Here is a 19265-nt window from a genome sequence, read left to right as displayed (position 1 = left end):
GACGATGCGGCTTGGGATGGAGGAGGACGGCATGGACACCAGAATGAACGCGTGGACCTGGAGTCTGCTGCTCCTGCTCGGTCTCATCTGGGGCGGCTCCTTTTTCTTCGCGCGCATCGCCGTCCAGCATATCCCGCCGCTGACCCTCGTCTTCCTCCGGCTGCTGCTGGCCGGGCTCGCATTGCACATTTATATCGCCGGCCGTTTAGACGTCTATCAGACCCTGAAATCCCGCTGGCGCGAATTCCTGATCCTCGGGCTGATCAACAATGCTCTGCCGCATGCTCTGATCTTCTTCGGCCAGACCCGAATCGGCGCCGGCCTTGCGGCGATCCTCAACGCCACGACGCCGATCTGGACCGTGCTGATCGCCAATTACCTCACCTCCGACGAAAAGCTGTCCTCTGCCAAGATCGCAGGCTGCCTCGTCGGCCTGGCCGGAACGATCGTGCTGATCGGCCCCGGACTGTCAGCCAGCGGCCAAGCACCCCTTTGGGCGCTGCTGCTTCCCGTGCTTGCCGCCATCTCCTACGGGTTCGCAGCCATCTACGGAAAGCGGTTCAAGGACGTTCCGGCACCAGTCACCGCCGCCGGCCAGTTGACCGCATCCTCGCTAATTACCTTGCCGCTCTCATTGCTGGCCGATCGCCCTTGGACGCTCTCCTTGCCGCCGCTCGATATCGTTTTCGCCGTTCTGGCGCTGGCGCTGGTATCGACCGCTTTCGCCTACATTCTCTATTTCCGGATCATGGCGGCGGCTGGCGCCACGAACGCCTCGCTTGTCACTCTGCTGGTGCCGCCAAGCGCAATCCTTCTCGGCGTGCTCTTTCTCGGTGAACGGCTGGCGCTTGGCGAATTCGCCGGCATGGCGCTGATCGGTTTCGGCCTCGTCATCCTCGATGGCCGCGCCTATCGCGCGCTGGTGAAACCCGCCTGACCGGCGGTTGCATTTCGTCTATGCTTTCAACCACTTGCGAAGCCTGCCATGTTTTAGGCTCACAGGTAAATCCGTAATCGCCTGATTTAACGCCGCGTTAAAATGTGTGAACAAAAATTAGGTGAAGATTATCGATCTTTTCCAACAGCTTGCGAAAACGATGTTCGACTCATCCACCGCCCATTTCGGCGGCGCAGCATACAATTCGCTTTCCAACCGACATATTTCAGACATAATATCAGCCGGTTAACGCGAGGAGACAGACATGGGACTCACGCAATCCTTGAATGTTCTGTTGGTCAGTGCAGCGTTCGTTTTCGTCCTATCCATGCTCTTCATTTGAGCGGGGTGGCGGGCGTGTACGCTGATAGTGCCTAAACTCCCCTGATCAATCCGCCAACGAAAAGCGCATGTCCCGCCCGACATGCGCTTTTTCACTTTTGAATGTTGCGGAAAATCAGGCCGCTGCGCCCGCGCTCTTTATCGCCCGACGGGACAAGCCGAGATTTTCGAGCACCGCGGAAACCAGCGGCGCGCGGTTCATTGTATAGAGATGGAACTCATCGATGCCGCGCCGGACGAGATCCTCGATCTGTTCGGCGGCAACGTCGGCCGCGACCTTCGCCCGTTCCTCGGGCTTGTCGTCGAAGCCGGAAAAACGTTCGTCGAGGAAGGCGGGGATGACCGTGCCGCAGGCGCCGGCGAAACGCTTCAGTTGAGTCAGGTTCTGGATCGGCATGATGCCGGGCACGATCGGGATCGAGATGCCGGCAGCGCGCACTCGCTCCAGGTAACGCTCGAAATTGTCGTTGTCGAAGAAGAACTGCGTTAGCGCCCGGTCGGCGCCGTTGTCGGCCTTGCGCTTCAGCATCTCGATATCGGCGGCCGTATCGCGGCTCTCAGGATGCTTTTCGGGATAGGCGGAGACCGAGATCTCGAAATTTCCGATCTCCTTGAGCCCGGCCACCAACTCGGCCGCGTTGGCATACCCCCCGGGGTGCGGCGCGTAGGGCGCGCCAGCGCCGCCGGGCGCATCACCGCGCAACGCCACGAAATGCGTCACGCCGGCATTGCGGAATGTATCTATCACCTGATGCGTCTCTTCCTTCGTCGCGCCGACGCAGGTCAGATGAGATGCGGTGGCAAGCGGCGTCTGCGCCAGGAAGCGCGTGACGGTCGACAGGGTCGGCGCCTTGGTCGTGCCGCCGGCGCCATAGGTCACCGATACGAAATCCGGCTCCCAGTCCTGCAGCTTGCTGACGGTCTCCCAAAGCTGGCCTTCCATCTCTTCCGATTTCGGCGGGAAGAATTCGAAAGAGATCCCGATGTTGCGCCCGCGTGCTTCGTTTTTCAAAGCCATGTCATACTCTCCCGGCAAATGTAGGTTCGGCGCCTTCGCTCGTCTGCGAAGCCATGAGGCGCCTCGGATCGCGCGCGAGCCAGACGGTGACCGTCAGCCCCTGCCCGCCCTGCTGACCCGGATGAAGGTCGACGACCTGCTCGACATCGAGCCCGGCCTTGCGCAGCCAATCGGACATCGACTGGTGCGAGAAGCCGAGCCGGACGTGCGCATGCTCGTCGCGGAGATATTCGAGCGTGTGCGGCGCAAGATCGATGACCACGAGCCGGCCGCCCGGCCGGAGCATGCGCGCCGCTTCCGTAATCGCAATCTCCGGCTGGTCGAAAAAATGCAGGACCTGATGAATCGTCACCAGATCGAAATCCTGCCCCTCGAACGGCAGGTTCAGAATATCGGCGTGGCGCACCGTCGCCTTGGTGATGCGGGACTTGTCGAGGTTGGCGCGCGCCACACTCAGCATGTCGCGGCTGGCGTCGACGCCGATCGCCCGCCGGTAGAGCCCGGATAGGAGTTCGAGGATGCGACCGGTTCCGGTGCCGAGATCGAGCAGCGAATCGATCGGCTGGTTGCCGAGCAGACGGATGACGGCGGCGTCGACCTCCTCGTCGGCGGCATGCAGGCGGCGAAGTTCGTCCCATTCAGCAGCGTTGCGGCTGAAATAGGCCTGTGCCCGCTCGGCCCGCTGGCGCTTGACCGCCGACAGCCGCTCGCCATCGCGAAGGATGGTCGGATCGTTCTCGGAGACATGCTTGAGCAACGCCCGAACGAGCATTGCTGCCTTGCCGTCCTGCTTGAGACGGAAGTAGGCCCAGGCGCCCTCCTGGTAGCGTTCAATCAGTTCGGCCTCGCCGAGCAGCTTCAGGTGGCGGGAAATACGGGGCTGAGATTGACCGAGAATTTCGGTAAGATCGGTCACCGTCAAGTCGCCGCCGTCGAGAAGCGCCAGAAGACGCAGGCGCGTGGGTTCGCCGGCCGCCTTCAAGACGTCCACAAGCCCATCCAGTCCAAGCTTCAAGGGTTCGCTCATCATCAGCCCAATCAACATATAAAGATATCTTTATGTGATTTAAACGGCGGTGACAAGCGGCAATTCGCACTCTCTGCGAAATCGGCTGCTCCCATTGCGACAGGAGCGAACATGAAAAAAGCCCCGGCCAAAGCCGGGGCTTTCGTAAACAAAACGCTGCGATCAGCGCGTCAGGCGCTTATGTGCCTGGCTGCCAGGATTGAGAGCGTCGGGGCCGAGGCGGCGAACCTTGTCCTCCTCATAATCCTCGAAATTGCCTTCGAACCACTCGACATGGCCTTCGCCCTCGAAAGCCAGGATATGCGTCGCCAGGCGATCGAGGAACATACGATCGTGGCTGATGACGATGGCGCAGCCGGCGAAATTCTCAAGCGCGTTCTCGAGGGCGCCGAGCGTTTCCGTATCCAGGTCGTTCGTCGGTTCGTCGAGCAGCAGAACGTTGCCGCCGGACTTCAGCATCTTGGCGAGGTGAACGCGGTTGCGCTGACCGCCCGAGAGACTGCCGACCTTCTGCTGCTGATCGCCACCCTTGAAATTGAAGGCGCCACAATATGCACGGGAGTTCATGTCAAACTTGCCGAGCTTGATCACTTCGGCGCCGCCGGAGATCTCTTCCCAGACGGTCTTGTTGGGATCCAGCGCATCGCGGCTCTGGTCGACATAGCTGAGATGCACGGTCTCACCGATCCGGATCGAACCGCCATCCGGCGTTTCCTGACCCGTGATCATCTTGAACAGCGTCGTTTTGCCGGCGCCATTCGGGCCGATGATGCCGACAATACCGCCCGGCGGCAGCTTCAGCGACAGGTCGTTGACCAGCGTGCGGCCGTCGAAGCCCTTGGTGATGCCTTCCATCTCGATGACCACCTGGCCGAGGCGCTCGCTGACCGGAATGATGATCTGCGCGTCGCCGGGACGCTGCTTCTCGGCGGCCTCCACCAGCTGCTCGTAGGACTTGATGCGCGCCTTGGACTTGGCCTGACGAGCCTTCGGGCTGGAAGCAATCCATTCCTGCTCGCGGCTGATCGCCTTCTGGCGAGATGCTTCCTCGCGATTTTCCTGCGCCATGCGCTTGGCCTTAGCCAGCAGGTACGCCGAGTAATTGCCCTCGTAAGGGATGCCGCGGCCGCGGTCGAGTTCGAGAATCCAGCCGGTGACGTTGTCCAGGAAGTAACGGTCGTGAGTGATCATCATCACGGCGCCGGGGTAGTCGCGCAGGTGCTTTTCGAGCCAGGCGATGGTTTCGGCATCCAGATGGTTGGTCGGTTCGTCGAGCAGCAGCAGGTCCGGCTGCGACAGAAGCAGGCGGCAGAGCGCGACGCGGCGCCGCTCACCACCGGAAAGAGTGGTGACATCGGCGTCGCGCGGCGGGCAGCGCAGGGCTTCCATCGCCATCTCGACCTGGCTTTCCAGATCCCAGAGGTTCTGGCTGTCGATGATGTCCTGAAGCTTGGCGCCTTCTTCCGCCGTCTCGTCGGAATAGTTCATCATCAATTCGTTGTAGCGATCAACGATCGCGGTCTTCGAGGCAACGCCCTCCATGACGTTCTCGAACACGGTCTTGGCGGAATCGAGCTGCGGCTCCTGTTCGAGATAGCCGACCGTGGCACCCTCGGCGAGCCAGGCTTCGCCGGTATATTCCTTGTCCTTGCCGGCAATGATGCGCAGCACGGTGGACTTACCGGCGCCGTTCGGGCCGAGGATGCCGATCTTGGCATCCGGGTAGAAGGAAAGGTGGATGTTCTCCAGGATCTTCTTGTTGCCATAGGCCTTGTTGAGGCCGGACATATGATAGATGAATTGACGTGCCATGCTGCGCTGCTCCGGGCGGGAAACTTCGTTTCGTGCCGCTATGTAGGCGAAACAGCGCCTGTGAGCAACGCCGAAACCCGGTTACGCAGGATTCCGGTCAAAAGCCCGCCGCATCGACAACGCCCTCGTCACAGCCGAAGGAGGTTTTTCCCGCCCCCCGGATCAGATCGGCAAGGCTCGCGTTTTTCCCCGATGCCGTTCCGGCATCCGCAGACAGGCCGATCGTCAGCTCACTGATCATTCTGACATTGCCGGCTCGCCGGCAGCTCATCTTGACGCGGTCACCCGCACCGGGCCCGAAACTCTTGTCGAAAGCCGCCTTAATCGCCTCGGCCTTGACCGTCTTGCCGATATTGGCGGCAAAGAGATCGCGCACGGCCGATGCGTTGAGCGCATCCACGAGACGGACGCTGACGCCGAAATAGTCTTCCACGCTCATTTTCGTGCAGGTGCCATGCTTTATCCACTCGTGCCGCTCGAGGCCGGACTGCGTGCCCGGCATCGCCTTTGCAAGCGCTGCCTGCGTCTCGGCCGAAACAGCGACCGCTGGCAATGCATCCCATTTGCCGTCTTTGTCGGCGGCCTTCTGGTCATCGCTGACGCCGCAATAGTCCTGCCGCATCGGCCAGAGGCCGTGCAGCGAGAAATTGGTCGCGTCATGGCGCTCGCCGGTCTGGCTGGCGCATTCGGCTTTCTTCTGGTTCGTCTGGCAGAAAGCGGGCTGCCAGCTCGCGGCAAGAATGAAACGGGTACGGCCGTCGGTCTCCTGCGCCGTGGCAGCGCCAGCAAGGACCATCGATACGGCGAACGTAAAGGTACGCAACTGCATGCTGCTCATTTCAACCCCCAAAAGAAGAACAATGCAGGAACAGATAAGCACAAAGAGTAAACGACAGCAACCCTGAATCGAAACACATTCAGAATTTATATCAGCTGTATATTTCCGGAAAAGATGCGGTGGTTCATGGCACGTCATGTTCGAAGCCGCGCAAAGAACACTATCGCGCCTGGAGCTACTGCATAATTCCTTAAATCGATTCCGCTTTAAGGAATTATGCAGTAGCGATCTGCTCTGCTGCGGCAGGGAGGATCCGGATGTTTTCTGATACGCGAAGGCTCGCAATAGGGGAAGCGTCGCTGGCCTATCACCATGCCGAGGCCGCCGGTCCGGCACGCGGCATCCTGTTGATATCGCATGGCTTAGCGGAGCACTCGAAGCGGTACGGCCGCTTTGCCGAGGCGATGGCGGCGCGCGGCTATCACGTCTATGCCCATGATCACCGCGGCCACGGCGAGACGATGGCACCCGACGCGCCGATCGGACGCTTTGCCGGCCGGAATGGCGTCGAACGGGTGATCGGCGACGTCATTGCCATGCGCGCCCATGCGGCCTCGCGCCATCCCGGCCTGAAGGTGATCCTCTTCGGCCATTCGATGGGTGGCCTCATCGCGCTCAATGCCATCGTCACCGCTCCGGCCGACTTCGACGCCGTCGCCGTCTGGAATTCGAATTTCGCTGTCGGCCTTGCCGGCCGAGCTGCCCAGGCGATCCTGCTTGCCGAACGGATGCTGAAGGGGTCAGACGTACCGAGCGGCCTCTTGCCGAAGCTCACCTTCGGAGCTTGGGGAAAATCGATCCCGGAAGGCCGCACGGCGTTCGACTGGCTGTCGCATCGCGCCGATGACGTCGACAAATATATCGCCGATCGGCTCTGCGGCTTCGACGCATCGGTCTCGCTCTGGCTCGACCTCTTCGAGCTGACCTTTCGCGCGCCGCAGAAACTCCATCTGGACCGGCTGCCGCGTGATATGCCGATCCATCTCGTCGGCGGCGCCGAAGATCCCGCGACGGAGCGTGGAAAAGCCGTGCTCTGGCTGTCAAACCATTTGAAAGCCAGGGGCTTCTCTCGGATCACCACCGTGATATATCAGGGCATGCGGCATGAAACGCTGAACGAAATTGGCGCCGACGCGGCGATCGCAGCCTTCGCGGACTGGTGCGACGCGGCACCCGCAATATTCCGAGCCAGAGAGAATCCATCATGAGCAGCCCCTCCGCCCGCACCGCTTCGTCTGCCTCCGAGGTGACGACGGGGCTCGTGCTGATGTTTCTGTCGGTGATGGTCTCGCCGCTAATTGATATCTTCTCCAAGCTCGCCGTCGTCACAGTCCCGTCCGCCGAGATCACCGCCGGCCGCTTCGTCGTGCAGGCGCTCTGCATGCTGCCGATCGTGCTATGGCGGCGCAGATTTACGGACTTCTCGTGGCGCCAGAGCCTGTTCCACGCCATCCGCGGCTTCATCATCACAGTCTCGATGATCTCGTTCGTAACCACGCTGAAATACATGGCGGTCGCCGACGCGATCGCGATCTTCTTCATCGAGCCGATCATCGTGACGGTCCTCGGCGGCATTTTCCTCAAGGAGACGATCGGATGGCGGCGCTATACCGCCTGCGGCGTCGGCTTCTTCGGGGCGATGCTGATCATCCAGCCGAGCTTCGAGGAGGTCGGCTATGTCGCGCTCCTGCCCGTTGTCAGCGCGCTCTGCGTTGCGATCTTCGTGTTGATGACCCGCGTCCTCTCACACAGGGAGGACCCCTGGTCGATGCAGTTCCAGATGGGCATCTGGGGCTTGCTCTTCTGCGTCCTCCTGCTTTTTGTCGGCGAAGGAAGTGGCTCCGATCTCTTCGATCCCGTCATGCCTGCGGGCAGCGCGTGGTTCTACGTCGCCGGCGTAGGGGCCACGGCCGCCATAGCCGGGATCCTCGGCGTCTACGCCTATCGCGCTGCGCCGGCGTCGACGCTGGCGCCGCTGCAATATTTCGAAATCGTCTCGGCAACGATCTTCGCCTGGCTGGTCTTCGGCGACTTTCCGGATGCAGTCAAATGGCTCGGCATCACGATCATCATGGTGTCGGGCTTGTACATCCTCTGGCGTGAGCGCCGCTTTGCTTCAAAGCCCGTATCGGATACATCTGAGGTGACGCTGGCGCCGTAGACATTGACGGGAGGAACATGATCGAGACCGCGATGAAACAGCCGCCGCTTACCGGCATCCGGGTGATCGAGCTTGCCCGTGTGCTGGCCGGCCCCTGGGCGGGACAGATGCTCGCCGATCTCGGCGCCGACGTGATCAAGATCGAAAATCCCGACGGCGGCGATGATACGCGCCAATGGGGCCCGCCCTTCGTCGAAGCTGCCGACGGCGAAAATCTCTCGGCCGCCTATTACCACGCTGCCAACCGCGGCAAACGCTCCATCACCGCCGACCTCAAGAGCACTGAGGACCAGGATCTCGTTCGTCGCCTCATAGCCACCGCCGATGTGGTGATCGAGAATTTCAAGGTTGGCGGCCTCGTCAAATACGGGCTCGATTACGACAGCCTGCGCAAGCTGAACCCGAGGCTCGTCTATTGCTCGATCACCGGCTTCGGCCAGACCGGCCCCTATGCCGGTCTCGCTGGCTACGATTACATAGTCCAGGGCATGTCCGGCTTCATGTCGATAACAGGCGAGCCGGACGGCCAGCCGATGAAGGCGGGCGTGGCGATCGCCGACATCTTCACCGGCATCTATGCCGTCTCGGCGATCGAGGCCGCCCTGATCCACGCGTTGAAAACCGGCGAAGGCCAGCTTATCGACATGGCCCTGCTCGACGTGCAATCGGCCGTTCTCGCCAATCAGAACATGAATTCCCTCATTTCCGGCGCCGCACCGACCCGCCTCGGCAACGCCCATCCCAACATCTCGCCCTATGAGGTCGTGCCGACGGCCGACGGTTATCTCATCCTTGCCGTCGGCAACGACGGTCAGTTCCGCCGCCTCTGCGCCATCCTCGGCCTGGAGACGATCGCGGACGACGAGCGTTTCTCCACCAACAAGGCCCGCGTTGCCAACCGCGGCGAAGTCCGCCGCCTGATCTCCGCCGAGACGCTGAAATTGCAGAAGGCGGATCTTCTGAAGGCCTGTGAGCAGAACGCGGTCCCATCCGGCGCCATCAACACGATCGAGGAAATGTTCGCCGACCCGCAGGTGAAGGCCCGCGATCTGCGCATCGACCTTACCGATGCCGCCGGCACGATCATTCCGGGGGTCAGGACGCCGGTTGTGCTGTCGGAAACACCGTTGCGCTACATCAGTCCGAGCCCGCGTCTTGGCGAGCACAGGGAGGAAATTCTGGCGGAACTCGCCGAGTTGGAGAGGAAGGCATCGTCATGAAGAAGGCATCATCATGAAAAAGACGGGCGGAGAATTGATTGTCGAGGCGCTGAAGGCGAATGGCGTCAAGCGCCTCTCCTGCGTGCCCGGCGAGAGTTTCCTCGCCGTTCTCGACGCCTTGCGCGACAGCGATATCGACGTCCTCGTCTGCCGGCAGGAAGGCGGGGCGGCGATGATGGCGGATTGCTGGGGCAGGCTGACGGGCGAGCCAGGCATCTGCATGGTGACCCGCGGACCTGGCGCCACCAACGCCTCCGCCGGTCTGCATATATCAAGGCAGGATTCGACCCCGATGATCCTTTTCATCGGCCAGGTGCAGCGAGAGGCGCGTGAACGCGAGGCCTTCCAGGAGGTCGAGTTCCGCCGCGCCTTCACCGAATTCGCCAAGTGGGTGGGCGAGATCGACGATGCCGCCCGCATTCCCGAGTTTATAACCCGCGCCTTTGCGGTCGCGACCTCCGGCCGTCCCGGCCCCGTGGTGCTGACGCTGCCGGAAGACATGCTGCGCGATGAGGTCGAGGCGCCCCGCGCCAGGCGTTATGCCAGCGTCGAGGCCCACCCGGGCCGCAGCCAGATCGATGATCTTTATGTAAGACTCTTGAAGGCCGAACGGCCGATGGTGATTCTCGGCGGCACACGCTGGGATGCCGATGCCGTCGCCGATTTTGCAATCTTCGCCGAACGTTTTCAGCTGCCGGTGGGCTGCTCCTTCCGCCGGCAGATGCTGTTCGATCATCTCCACCCCTGTTATGCAGGCGATGTCGGCATCGGCATCAATCCAGCGCTCGCCAAGGAGATCAAGGAGAGCGACCTGCTGATCCTGCTCGGCGGCCGCATGTCGGAAATGCCTTCCTCAGGTTATACGCTGCTCGACATCCCCTACCCCAGTCAGTCCCTCGTTCATATCCATCCGGATCCGTCGGAACTCGGCCGCGTCTATCGCGCCGATCTTGCCATCTGCGCGAGCCCCGCCGATTTTGTCGAAACACTCGTCGATCTCGAAGCCCCGGCCGAGCCACGGTGGGCGCAGCGGACCGCGCATATGCACCAGGCCTACCTCGCATGGTCGAAGCCGCCGGCGACGGGTCCGGGCGCCGTCCATATGGGACCGATCATGGAGTGGCTGGAAGGCAATATCGGGCCGGAAACGATCTTCACCAATGGCGCCGGCAACTACGCCACCTGGCTGCACCGCTTCCACCGTTTCCGCCGCTTCAACACCCAGGCCGCGCCCACCTCCGGCTCGATGGGTTACGGGCTGCCGGCGGCGGTGGCCGCCAAGCGGCTCTTTCCCGAGCGTGAGGTCATCTGTTTTGCCGGCGACGGCTGCTTCCTGATGCACGGCCAGGAATTCGCCACCGCCATCCGTTACGACCTGCCGATCATCGCAATCGTCGTCAACAACGGCATGTACGGCACGATCCGCATGCACCAGGAGCGCGAATATCCCGGCCGCGTCAGCAGTACCGATCTGACCAATCCGGACTTCGCGGCCCTCGCCCGCGCCTATGGCGGCCACGGCGAGACGGTAGAAAACACGGAGGAATTTGCCCCCGCTTTCGAGCGCGCGCGTGCAAGCGGCAAGCCGGCGATCATCGAGGTGAAGCTCGACCCGGAAGCGATCACACCGACCAGAACGTTATCCGAAATCGCGCAAACAAAAACCGATGAGAGACCGACTAAACACCGCCGAAAAAGCCACCAACCACTCCTTCGTCATGCTCGGGCTTGTCCCGAGCATCTGCAACCGATCGATAGCGCAGCAGATCCTCGGCAAAAGGCCACGGCTGTCCGGTTTAGAAATGTGGAGTGGATGAATGGTATTGATTCTTTTAATTTCAGATGCTTCCTGCAAAATGAGACATGAGCAGGAGTTCAATGCCAGGCGATATCCCGACACCGGGAGATTGGCGAAACCAGCCCCTCATCCGCCTGCCGGCACCTTCTCCCCCAAGCAACATAAGGAAGCAAGACTATGATCTACGAGCTTAGAATTTACGACTGCCTGCCCGACGCGATTTCCCGCGCCGCTCAACCGCTTTGCCAAACATACGCTAGGCCCTGTGGAACAAGCACGTCATCAAGCGGGCGGGTTTCTTCACGACAATGGTGGGCGAAAGGAGGCAACGTCTCACCTATCTCATCGCCTGGGAATCATTAGCCGATCGCGAGGTGAAATGGAACGCTTTCACCACTGATCCGGCATGGCCCAAGGCCCGCGACGAGTCAGAGCACGACCGGCAAATCCTCTTTCGATATCTCTAACCAGCTGAGTCTGACATTCCGTAAAACAATGGATGTCTCTTTTCGTAGCGAAAGCCCTCGTATGCCCGACATGAAAATTATTTGGAAAAGAGTTGAATTACGGTTGTTTTTTATTTACGCGACCGCCCATTTACCCATTTTTCTCTTATCGGATGCGAAGTATTGGGATGACTGGAGCCTTTCCGGTGCCAGTAAAGATATGCTTGTTTCCGTGTTTTCTCAGGCTGGACTTCCGATTATCGGATACTATCACTATGCTGTGCAGCTGGTCGGTTGGTGGCTGTATCCTTTCTCGACCTTTTGGCTAGGCTATCTTATCGTTGCCGTATTTTATCTTGTTCTAAAAGCTTTGAATTTCTCGAAATTCGACGCAATGGCCCTATCGTTTCTTGTGGCGGTCCTACCTCTGTATCATGCTAGAATTGCAGCAATTAATAATCCCGGGCTTATCTTCATATTAATATTCATTTTTGCTGTTTATATTTTCGTCATATCCATAAATGAGAATAATAAACAAAAGGAATATTTATCATACGCACTGTTTGTGCTCTCATTCCAATTAAATTCTCTAGTTCCGTCGTTTTTGCTGGTGTTGTTTTTAGCTACCTACCTCCTTTACAAAAAGGAAAACGCTTTGAAAGCTGAATTCCATCAGCGAAAGTATTTTAATGTAACAAAATACGTTCTAAAGAATACATACGTTATCATATTACTTCCTTTTGTTTATGCTGTAATTCAGCATTTTCTATTGAAAAAAAGCGGCATGTTTGCTGATGATTACAACGTAATCGACGTAAAAACCTCGACGTTAATCTCAGAAATGAGGGTAATATTTTTCTACTTATTTCCGGGTGATGGAATTTACATTGGCAAGAGGCTTCTCTTACTAGTTTTCGCAGCTGTCCTGATGGCGGTTTTTTCCATCACCTCCTATCAAGTATGCAGCAGCCCCGAGGTCGAACACAGTGGAAGAGGACTGATTGGCATGGGTGTCGTGTTACTGGGGCTTGGCGCGTCGGCTTATGTGATGGTCGGGAAGGAGCCCTCCTATGAACCTTGGACCGCGACCCGTTTTCAGGTATTGCTTCCGTTCGGTGCGGCCTTCTCGACGCTGGGTCTATTTAAGACCATATGTGCCGTTTTTCCGGCGACGAATCCCGATAAACGTCATCGGATGAAAGTGGCCTCTTTTGCCGGCTTAATCGCGGTGTTCATTGTGAATTGGTGGTTCGTCTATGGCACCTTTTACCTGGACCACCTTTGGCAGGAAGCTTTTGCTGACACCATCAGGAACACTCCCGCCCTGCAAGGCCGCAATTCCGTGATCCTCGACCGATCAGGCCTGCAAGCCTTCGATACCACGGCCGGATTGGGCGAATACGCCGGGCTGCATGAATCCGCGACCGGGAACCGTGATGCATTGATCCTGAATTATGATTCCATGATCGCTTATGGCGGCTGGTCTGGATTTGTGAGTAAATTCGGAAGGTTCTTAGGCGCCTGGACGAAAGTCGAAGACGCGGCGTTTGATGTTCCAGGATGCCTCTATATCATTCACCGCGGACGCGCCGGGCAAAACAAATGGTCCTATGCGGCCAATGCTTTTATTGTCAAGATAACGTATCCAGAACGCTACGTGGCAAGAGATCTCTTGAGATTTGACGGTCCCTTTTGCCAATCGACCCGGTGAAAGTTGAAGGCGATGCGGCGGCAAGTGGTCTAACAGATCCGGACCATCTGTGCGCGCCCTTCCAATCCACCGGTAGAAGCCATCGGCTGTCGAATCTGCCCCAGACGTCCGCGCTGACATCTGCCAGCCTGTACGCGTTTGCATCAATCGAGTTTCTCGAGAACCACTTTACGGTTTTTCGAACGCCGCTCTCGAAAGTCACCGTCGGGCCAGCCCAATTCGCACTTTTGCTGGTATCGACGGCGTAGCGGCGGTCGAGCCTGGGTGATCCTGCAAGGCTACCCCAGCAAAAACTCCAGCAGCCAAGCTTGTCCTCTTGGTTGCTGAGCAAATATCCGTTCCAACTCGGTACGGTTGCATATATCGGCCGCTCTAACGCACAGCGATCTGAGCCACCGCCCCCGCCGAGCTTTCAAGGTTTCCAGCATAGGTCAGCTTGTCGACGTTGATGATCGAGTGGTCGGTATTCTGGATGATGTGACGGATAACTGCCGACCCGATAAAGCCGGCCCCGCCATCACAGAATTTCCATTCCCATTGATGCTTTTGATGGGTCACCCGATGGCATCTTCCAAAACCCTGACAACGTGTTCCTGCTGCTCAGCAGTCAGATCAACCCATAAGGGCAGACGCACCAGCCTTTCCGACTGGGCGTTGGTCACCTGCAAGTCGCCCCGCGTGCGGCCATACCGTTTTCCGGCGGGCGAGGAGTGCAGGGGCACATAATGGAAGACCGAATAGATATCGCTCCTCTTCAGCTCACTGAGTACCTTCTGACGATCGATCTCCGGCGCTAGCAAAATGTAGTACATGTGGGCATTGTGCTGGCATTCGTCTGGGACGATGGGCCGGCGAAGCAATCCTTTAGCCTCGAGCGGTTCAAGAAGCGTGTGATAATGTTGCCAGATGCTCAAGCGATGATTGGTGATGCGCTCGGCTTCCTCAAGCTGGGCAAATAGGAAAGCCGAGATCAGCTCGCCCGGTAAGAACGAAGAGCCCACCTCCTGCCAAGTGTATTTATCGACCTCTCCCCGGAAAAAGCGACCACGGTCCGTGCCTTTCTCGCGGATAATTTCGGCGCGCACCGCCAGTGCAGGGTCGTTTACCAGCAGGGCCCCGCCTTCCCCTGAAATTACATTCTTGGTTTCGTGAAAGCTGTAGGTCCCGAGGTCACCAATGCTGCCCAGTGCCCGGCCTTTATAGGCTGCCATCACGCCCTGTGCCGCATCTTCCACGACCCTGAGGCCATGGCATTTGGCAATGCTCATGATAGCGTCCATCTCGCAGGCGACACCCGCATAATGAACCGGGACGATAGCGCGAGTGCGCGAGGTGATAGCCGATTCGATCAGGCGTTCGTCCAGGTTCAAAGTATCTTCCCGGATGTCGACGAACGCCGGCACACCGCCGCGCAGCACGAACGCATTGGCGGTAGAGACAAAAGTATATGAGGGCATGATGATCTCGTCACCAGGCTCGATGTCGAGAAGCAAAGCCGCCATCTCCAGCGCGGCGGTGCATGAGTGCGTCAGCAGCGGTTTTGCACATCCACTTTTATTTTCCAGCCACTCGTGGCAACGTTTCGTGAAAGGCCCGTCACCAGCAAGCATGTTGCCGAACTTCGCTTCCGCGATGTAATATAGCTCTTTGCCGGTCATGAACGGCCGGTTGAACGGGATTTTCTCGCTCACTGCTTATCCTCTTGAACCCTGTGCCACTCGTCGGCGACGCCGCGCGGATAGTCGCTGTACTCGCATGCCGGCATGCGCCCAATCAAGGTTTCAAATTGAGCAATGCTGAGGACCCCTCGAACCAGCGCCGCCTCTTCCCGGACAACCGATTTTTAAGCCTTGCCGTCGCTCTATTGCCTCGATGTAGGACCTCTGACGCAATCAGAACGGTCAGAGGGTAATAGATCATGGGTTTGTCGAAAACAGCCTGGAGCTGCTTATCGAGACTTGCGTCAGAGGATACAGGCGCACCCCCGCGCCGCCAGCAAGTACAATCGCTTTCATTCATGTGTCCCACGCGAGAGCCTCGCCGCGATCGGTGTCCGTTAGATGAATGCCCTTCCACTCGACAAAATGAATAGGGACAACATCAGCCTCACATCTTTCTGGCGACGAGCAGTCGCGAACCACCCAAAGGGAAATCCAAACCAGTTCCGATGAGAGCGCTTTCTGCACGCAATATCCGTCTGAAAGCGTTATTGAGCAGGCTTGGAAGTTGCATCTCGGTTCGAACGTCGATCTCGTCAACCGATTTATTTCGGCTTAGTAAACGCGAAGCAAGCATCGCCGGCAGCAGGAACGAGACGAAGGAGGTGTTGCGGAGGACGGTGAAACCCGCGGCAGTAACTTTCCTGCTCAATTCGCTGGCCGTGTAGCGACGGCAATGGTGAGCGTAATCGTCAAGAGGGCTCCACAGCCATGGATGTTGCGGAACAGTCACCAGCAGCGTACCTTTAGGCTTCAGCGCGGCGTGCATTTGCTGCAGGACGGTTTCATCTTCCTCGATGTGCTCAAGGACATCAAATGCGCCGATGGCATCAAATTCCTCCGCGAATGGAATTGCCCGGGCGTCCATTTGCATGAGTCGTGCATTAGGCAATCTCTGAGAAGCGAATCGCAGACCCTCGATAAATATCTCGCTTCCGAAAATCTCAGCTTCAGGATATTTGCCGGTGACGCCGGAAAGAACAAACCCCGTTCCACAGCCAATTTCCAGAAAAGAGCGGAATTTGGGATGGTACTTCCCCAAAGCCCATAGGATAAGATCGTTTCGGGACCGGAACCAGAAATTCGTCGCCTCTAATTCCGACAAAACCTTGAAATAAGAAGCCTCAAATCCCCCTCCTTGGTTAGCAAACTGTGGAGCGTAGGCTGCTATTCCACCTATTTCGTCAGGCTCCCAACCGCAAGCGGGGCAACGAGACGTGCCGGCTTCGCTGTCGAATTTCGTTCCACAAACCAGACAACGGGAGTTCACGGGTTTTGTTTTCTCTTGCTAGTGGACGGGAAGGCATAAATGTTGGACGCCAGATATACGAATGCGGCCACAGCAACTATACCAAATGCTTGCACGTAGAAGTGCGCGTAATGGAGCCTATCCACAAACACGTAAAGGATGCTGTAGTTCAGCGCGTAACCAATGCCATAGATGATTCCATATCGGACTAGGGCCCCCTGCTGCTCCGCAGCCTGAATAAAAACCCAGCGCCGATTGGCGGCAAAGCTCATCAAAACTCCGACCAAATAAAGTATAGTCATCGCCAACTTTGGCGGAATCCCAGAAAAGGTGACAATGAGGTAAAGGATATATCCGAAGCCGTTGGTCAATAAGCCGATAAATCCAAAACGGGCCAGCTGCAATATACTATTTCTAGACAGAATCAGATCTCTCCACCTTATTGTCGTCCAGAACAGCCAAGCCAACACCCGTTTTACCGTAGCCATCGCCATTGTATAGCATATAGGTATTGTCCTCGTGCCGAAACACGTAAGGGTACTCGATCATCGCGCTATCCCAGCCGTTTTCGGAAACGTCTATACCCACCTGGTCCAATTTCAAGATCCACGCGATTCCGTCCCGGCTTTCAGAATACCCGATTCGATAGGCTTCGCCCTGACCGCTGCGGTAAGAGAACCACATCCGGTAACCACACGCCGCATCAATGAGAACCGTCGGCCTGGAGAAGGCTTGCGCCCTACCAATTTCATAGGGAATTGCCACACCTTCCTTGTGCCATATATGTCCATCCCTTGAACTTGCGGACTTGATAAGATGAAGCATTTCACCGTTGCCCGCGTCCCAGGTTACGGTGGACCCATACCACATCCTGAACGTTTCACTACCCGTCTTTTCAACCCATGGATAGGAAAGACTGACGGAATCTTCCTCATCCGAAGCCATGAACGCTACGTCGGCGTCCAGCTCAAGCGTCAGATCGGGCCGAACCTTTATACGGCCTATATCGCCGCGCCAATGCCCTCCCGGAGGCCTCTGCCATCCCATGAATAGCATATAGCGCTGCCCCCCCGCATAATAGCAGTTACCGATGCTGATACCCGCTTCAAAGAAACTGCCGCGAGCACCGTGTACCAGAAAGGGCTGCTTGTGTTCGTGAACGACTTCTCGCGTCAAGAGATTGATATCAACGGCGCCCACAGAGGAACGATTCTCGCCGTCGCGCCCGCTAAAAAACACCCTGTATGTGTCACCTTCAAGGTGGAGTGCGAGCGGGTTGGCAGCGTGACTCCTCAGCTTCGAGTGCAAACCAGACGGTTTGAAGAGCAGGCCGGTTTTAACCCATGTGCCGGTCATATCTTGCGCAGTTTTGAACTGGGAACACGCGAGCGTTCAGAGGCGCTAGCTACGTAAACTCCATCAGCCTCGGCATCGGACAGTATGAGTGCTGCGGCACCGATAACGCACTTTGCCCCGATACTAACGTGATCACGAAGCGTGGCATTGACCCCTATGAAACATTGCTCGCCGATCCTGACACCACCGGACACCACAACATGGGAGGATATGAACGTGTGACTTCCGATATCCGAATGATGACCTATGTGGTTACCGCTCCACAACGTGACATTGTCACCAATACGCGAAAATGGTTGGATCGTATTGTCTTCAAGAATAAAACAATTACGTCCGACGGAATGCTCATTGAGGACTGTTGCGCTAGAACTGATATAGCTTGCCAGGTCATAACCGAGAGCCAGCCCGGCATCGAACTTCTGCTTGCGGATTTGATTTAGCTTGGAGTAGCTGAGTGCCACGAAAAGGGCATGGTCGGCCGGAGGATATCGATCAGCGACGTTTTCGAAGGCAACAACCGGAAGGCCACAAAACTCTCGATCAGTTAAATAAGCTTCGTCCACAGTGAACGCGACCACATCATAATCGCTGTCATTTTCGAAATAGTAATGGGCGAGTTGTGCAATTTCACCTGTCCCAAAAATGACGAGCTTCCGCATCATGGCAACTTCCTCACGATCATCGTAAACTCGTATAGCTCATAGTCATGTAACAAAGCTACCTGCCTTGAATAGCGCTGTTTGCAAAGATCAAATAAGTCCAGCGGATTGGCGTAAAAAAGATCACCCCGCATCCGGTCTCCGTCAGAATAGGATGTTAGACAATTGAAAGAAAAACCCGTCCGACTGGATATGTCCATCATGTCCAGTGTTTCCACCAGATACGCAAGCCACTCCTCGTCCGTCCTACCAAGCCGCACATTGAAAATTCCCGACGCTACAGAATAATCGACGATCTCACCTGGCGAGTTACCCAGCCTAAAAGTCACGTCCGGCGACGCCGCGATACGCGAACGGGCGGCTTCAATCATCGGCAGAGCAATGTCGACACCTATGTACCGAGTGGCGTGTCCCAACTGCGAGAGGTGGTCAAGCAACGCTCCATATCCGCATCCTATGTCGGCGATAGAGTATGGTTTCGAAGAATTGACCACTTTCAGAAGTTGATTGAAGCGCATTATTTGGCCGGCTTGGCTGTTCCAGTCAACACCTGCTGCGGTTTGGCCATGTTCAGCGATCCGTCCCGAATAATAGTTAGCCACATCCTTCAGAATGTCGTCACTCGATTCAACCATGAATGTCCACCACGTGTAAGGGCGCTGATGTTTAGCGGCGCTAATTGTTATCAAAATCCTATAAACACACTACCAGCCCGCCACTCAAAGAAATATGAGCTCTTCCTCCGATCTTCGTTATCGCTCAGCGCTCGCATTTGTGAGGGACAGCAACATCTCGTATCCCAATTTGGTCATTTCCGTGAGCCGGTTACCGCGTCCGAATACTCACGCGACGGGTATCTGCGATTGACTCGGACGATCGTCAACATGAACTCCAGGCAGGTCACGCCACGTGGTAGCCATTCCAGCAATACTTCAACACCCGCGACAGGATATACCACCCGGCTGACGACGTT

General features: G+C 57.4%; 16 protein-coding genes and 3 pseudogenes. 7 read left to right on the top strand and 12 right to left on the bottom strand.

Annotated elements, in window-relative coordinates; translation table 11 throughout:
- Positions 1-31 precede the first annotated feature (31 nt).
- A complete protein-coding gene (locus tag FFR93_RS10310) occupies positions 32-937 on the top strand; it encodes a DMT family transporter (RefSeq protein WP_138393146.1) in 906 nt (301 codons plus the stop codon).
- 457 nt (positions 938-1394) lie between these two features.
- Here the strand turns inward: FFR93_RS10310 and metF are convergent, their stop codons facing one another.
- The 4 genes from metF to FFR93_RS10290 all read right to left on the bottom strand — a co-directional run bounded on the left by metF (position 1395) and on the right by FFR93_RS10290 (position 5974).
- On the bottom strand, positions 1395-2297 hold the full coding sequence (metF, locus tag FFR93_RS10305) for a methylenetetrahydrofolate reductase [NAD(P)H] (RefSeq protein WP_138393145.1): 903 nt from the start codon (positions 2295-2297) through the stop codon (positions 1395-1397).
- A 1-nt stretch (position 2298) separates the two neighbouring features.
- The gene (locus FFR93_RS10300; protein WP_064711683.1) at positions 2299-3324 is read right to left on the bottom strand and encodes a metalloregulator ArsR/SmtB family transcription factor; all 1026 of its coding nucleotides are present in this window, start codon (positions 3322-3324) and stop codon (positions 2299-2301) included.
- A gap of 162 nt (positions 3325-3486) precedes the next feature.
- The gene (gene ettA / locus FFR93_RS10295) at positions 3487-5136 is read right to left on the bottom strand and encodes an energy-dependent translational throttle protein EttA (protein WP_064705614.1); all 1650 of its coding nucleotides are present in this window, start codon (positions 5134-5136) and stop codon (positions 3487-3489) included.
- 97 nt (positions 5137-5233) lie between these two features.
- Positions 5234-5974, bottom strand: coding sequence for a ribonuclease (locus FFR93_RS10290; RefSeq protein WP_064705615.1), 741 nt, complete (start codon positions 5972-5974; stop codon positions 5234-5236).
- Positions 5975-6231: 257 nt separating this feature from the next.
- On the opposite strand from FFR93_RS10290, the gene FFR93_RS10285 reads away from it, so the two are divergent.
- The 6 genes and pseudogenes from FFR93_RS10285 (at position 6232) to FFR93_RS10260 (ending at position 13310) form a co-directional block, all read left to right on the top strand.
- On the top strand, positions 6232-7182 hold the full coding sequence (locus FFR93_RS10285; RefSeq protein ID WP_138393144.1) for an alpha/beta hydrolase: 951 nt from the start codon (positions 6232-6234) through the stop codon (positions 7180-7182).
- Positions 7179-8135: a DMT family transporter gene (locus FFR93_RS10280; protein ID WP_138393143.1), complete on the top strand. Its 957-nt coding sequence runs from the start codon at positions 7179-7181 to the stop codon at positions 8133-8135. Before FFR93_RS10285 ends, FFR93_RS10280 begins: the two co-directional genes overlap by 4 nt.
- 17 nt (positions 8136-8152) lie before the next feature.
- Positions 8153-9355, top strand: a complete 1203-nt coding sequence (locus FFR93_RS10275; protein ID WP_138393142.1) for a CaiB/BaiF CoA-transferase family protein — start codon at positions 8153-8155, stop codon at positions 9353-9355.
- A 13-nt stretch (positions 9356-9368) separates the two neighbouring features.
- A pseudogene (locus FFR93_RS10270) lies at positions 9369-11021 on the top strand (thiamine pyrophosphate-binding protein); the annotation flags it as partial.
- Between the two features lie 309 nt (positions 11022-11330).
- A pseudogene (locus FFR93_RS10265) lies at positions 11331-11620 on the top strand (NIPSNAP family protein).
- A 61-nt stretch (positions 11621-11681) separates the two neighbouring features.
- Positions 11682-13310, top strand: a complete 1629-nt coding sequence (locus tag FFR93_RS10260) for a hypothetical protein (protein WP_138393141.1) — start codon at positions 11682-11684, stop codon at positions 13308-13310.
- A 408-nt stretch (positions 13311-13718) separates the two neighbouring features.
- Here FFR93_RS10260 and FFR93_RS10255 read toward each other — a convergent pair.
- The 8 genes and pseudogenes from FFR93_RS10255 to FFR93_RS10220 all read right to left on the bottom strand — a co-directional run.
- Positions 13719-13868, bottom strand: a pseudogene (locus FFR93_RS10255) (NAD-dependent epimerase/dehydratase family protein); the annotation flags it as partial.
- A complete protein-coding gene (gene rffA / locus FFR93_RS10250) occupies positions 13865-15001 on the bottom strand; it encodes a dTDP-4-amino-4,6-dideoxygalactose transaminase (RefSeq protein ID WP_138393140.1) in 1137 nt (378 codons plus the stop codon). The gene rffA and the pseudogene FFR93_RS10255, both read right to left, overlap by 4 nt.
- Positions 15002-15226: 225 nt before the next feature.
- Entirely contained in the window at positions 15227-15325 is a 99-nt protein-coding gene (locus FFR93_RS41365) for a sugar phosphate nucleotidyltransferase (protein ID WP_246661292.1), read from the bottom strand.
- Positions 15326-15416: 91 nt separating this feature from the next.
- Positions 15417-16298: a class I SAM-dependent methyltransferase gene (locus tag FFR93_RS10240; protein ID WP_138393139.1), complete on the bottom strand. Its 882-nt coding sequence runs from the start codon at positions 16296-16298 to the stop codon at positions 15417-15419.
- Entirely contained in the window at positions 16295-16681 is a 387-nt protein-coding gene (locus tag FFR93_RS10235; RefSeq protein WP_246661291.1) for a GtrA family protein, read from the bottom strand. Before FFR93_RS10235 ends, FFR93_RS10240 begins: the two co-directional genes overlap by 4 nt.
- Before the next feature lie 10 nt (positions 16682-16691).
- On the bottom strand, positions 16692-17633 hold the full coding sequence (locus FFR93_RS10230; protein WP_138393138.1) for a hypothetical protein: 942 nt from the start codon (positions 17631-17633) through the stop codon (positions 16692-16694).
- Positions 17630-18295, bottom strand: a complete 666-nt coding sequence (locus FFR93_RS10225) for an acetyltransferase (protein ID WP_138393137.1) — start codon at positions 18293-18295, stop codon at positions 17630-17632. Before FFR93_RS10225 ends, FFR93_RS10230 begins: the two co-directional genes overlap by 4 nt.
- Positions 18292-18927, bottom strand: a complete 636-nt coding sequence (locus FFR93_RS10220; protein WP_138393136.1) for a class I SAM-dependent methyltransferase — start codon at positions 18925-18927, stop codon at positions 18292-18294. Before FFR93_RS10220 ends, FFR93_RS10225 begins: the two co-directional genes overlap by 4 nt.
- Positions 18928-19265: the final 338 nt, after the last annotated feature.

The organism is Rhizobium sp. MHM7A (assembly GCF_005862215.1).
In the GTDB taxonomy this organism is placed as follows: domain Bacteria; phylum Pseudomonadota; class Alphaproteobacteria; order Rhizobiales; family Rhizobiaceae; genus Rhizobium; species Rhizobium bangladeshense.
The sequence above is the reverse complement of the archived record's forward strand: the minus strand, read 5'-3'. Positions and strand labels throughout refer to the sequence as shown.

Excerpts from the sequence above, each read along its gene's own strand:
- FFR93_RS10310 (WP_138393146.1), top strand. The coding sequence starts at position 32 with ATGGACACCAGAATGAACGCGTGGACCTGGAGTCTGCTGCTCCTGCTC.
- metF (WP_138393145.1), bottom strand. The coding sequence starts at position 2,297 with ATGGCTTTGAAAAACGAAGCACGCGGGCGCAACATCGGGATCTCTTTC.
- FFR93_RS10300 (WP_064711683.1), bottom strand. The coding sequence starts at position 3,324 with ATGAGCGAACCCTTGAAGCTTGGACTGGATGGGCTTGTGGACGTCTTG.
- ettA (WP_064705614.1), bottom strand. The coding sequence starts at position 5,136 with ATGGCACGTCAATTCATCTATCATATGTCCGGCCTCAACAAGGCCTAT.
- FFR93_RS10290 (WP_064705615.1), bottom strand. The coding sequence starts at position 5,974 with ATGAGCAGCATGCAGTTGCGTACCTTTACGTTCGCCGTATCGATGGTC.
- FFR93_RS10285 (WP_138393144.1), top strand. The coding sequence starts at position 6,232 with ATGTTTTCTGATACGCGAAGGCTCGCAATAGGGGAAGCGTCGCTGGCC.
- FFR93_RS10280 (WP_138393143.1), top strand. The coding sequence starts at position 7,179 with ATGAGCAGCCCCTCCGCCCGCACCGCTTCGTCTGCCTCCGAGGTGACG.
- FFR93_RS10275 (WP_138393142.1), top strand. The coding sequence starts at position 8,153 with ATGATCGAGACCGCGATGAAACAGCCGCCGCTTACCGGCATCCGGGTG.
- FFR93_RS10260 (WP_138393141.1), top strand. The coding sequence starts at position 11,682 with ATGCCCGACATGAAAATTATTTGGAAAAGAGTTGAATTACGGTTGTTT.
- FFR93_RS41365 (WP_246661292.1), bottom strand. The coding sequence starts at position 15,325 with ATGAAAGCGATTGTACTTGCTGGCGGCGCGGGGGTGCGCCTGTATCCT.
- FFR93_RS10230 (WP_138393138.1), bottom strand. The coding sequence starts at position 17,633 with ATGACCGGCACATGGGTTAAAACCGGCCTGCTCTTCAAACCGTCTGGT.
- FFR93_RS10225 (WP_138393137.1), bottom strand. The coding sequence starts at position 18,295 with ATGATGCGGAAGCTCGTCATTTTTGGGACAGGTGAAATTGCACAACTC.
- FFR93_RS10220 (WP_138393136.1), bottom strand. The coding sequence starts at position 18,927 with ATGGTTGAATCGAGTGACGACATTCTGAAGGATGTGGCTAACTATTAT.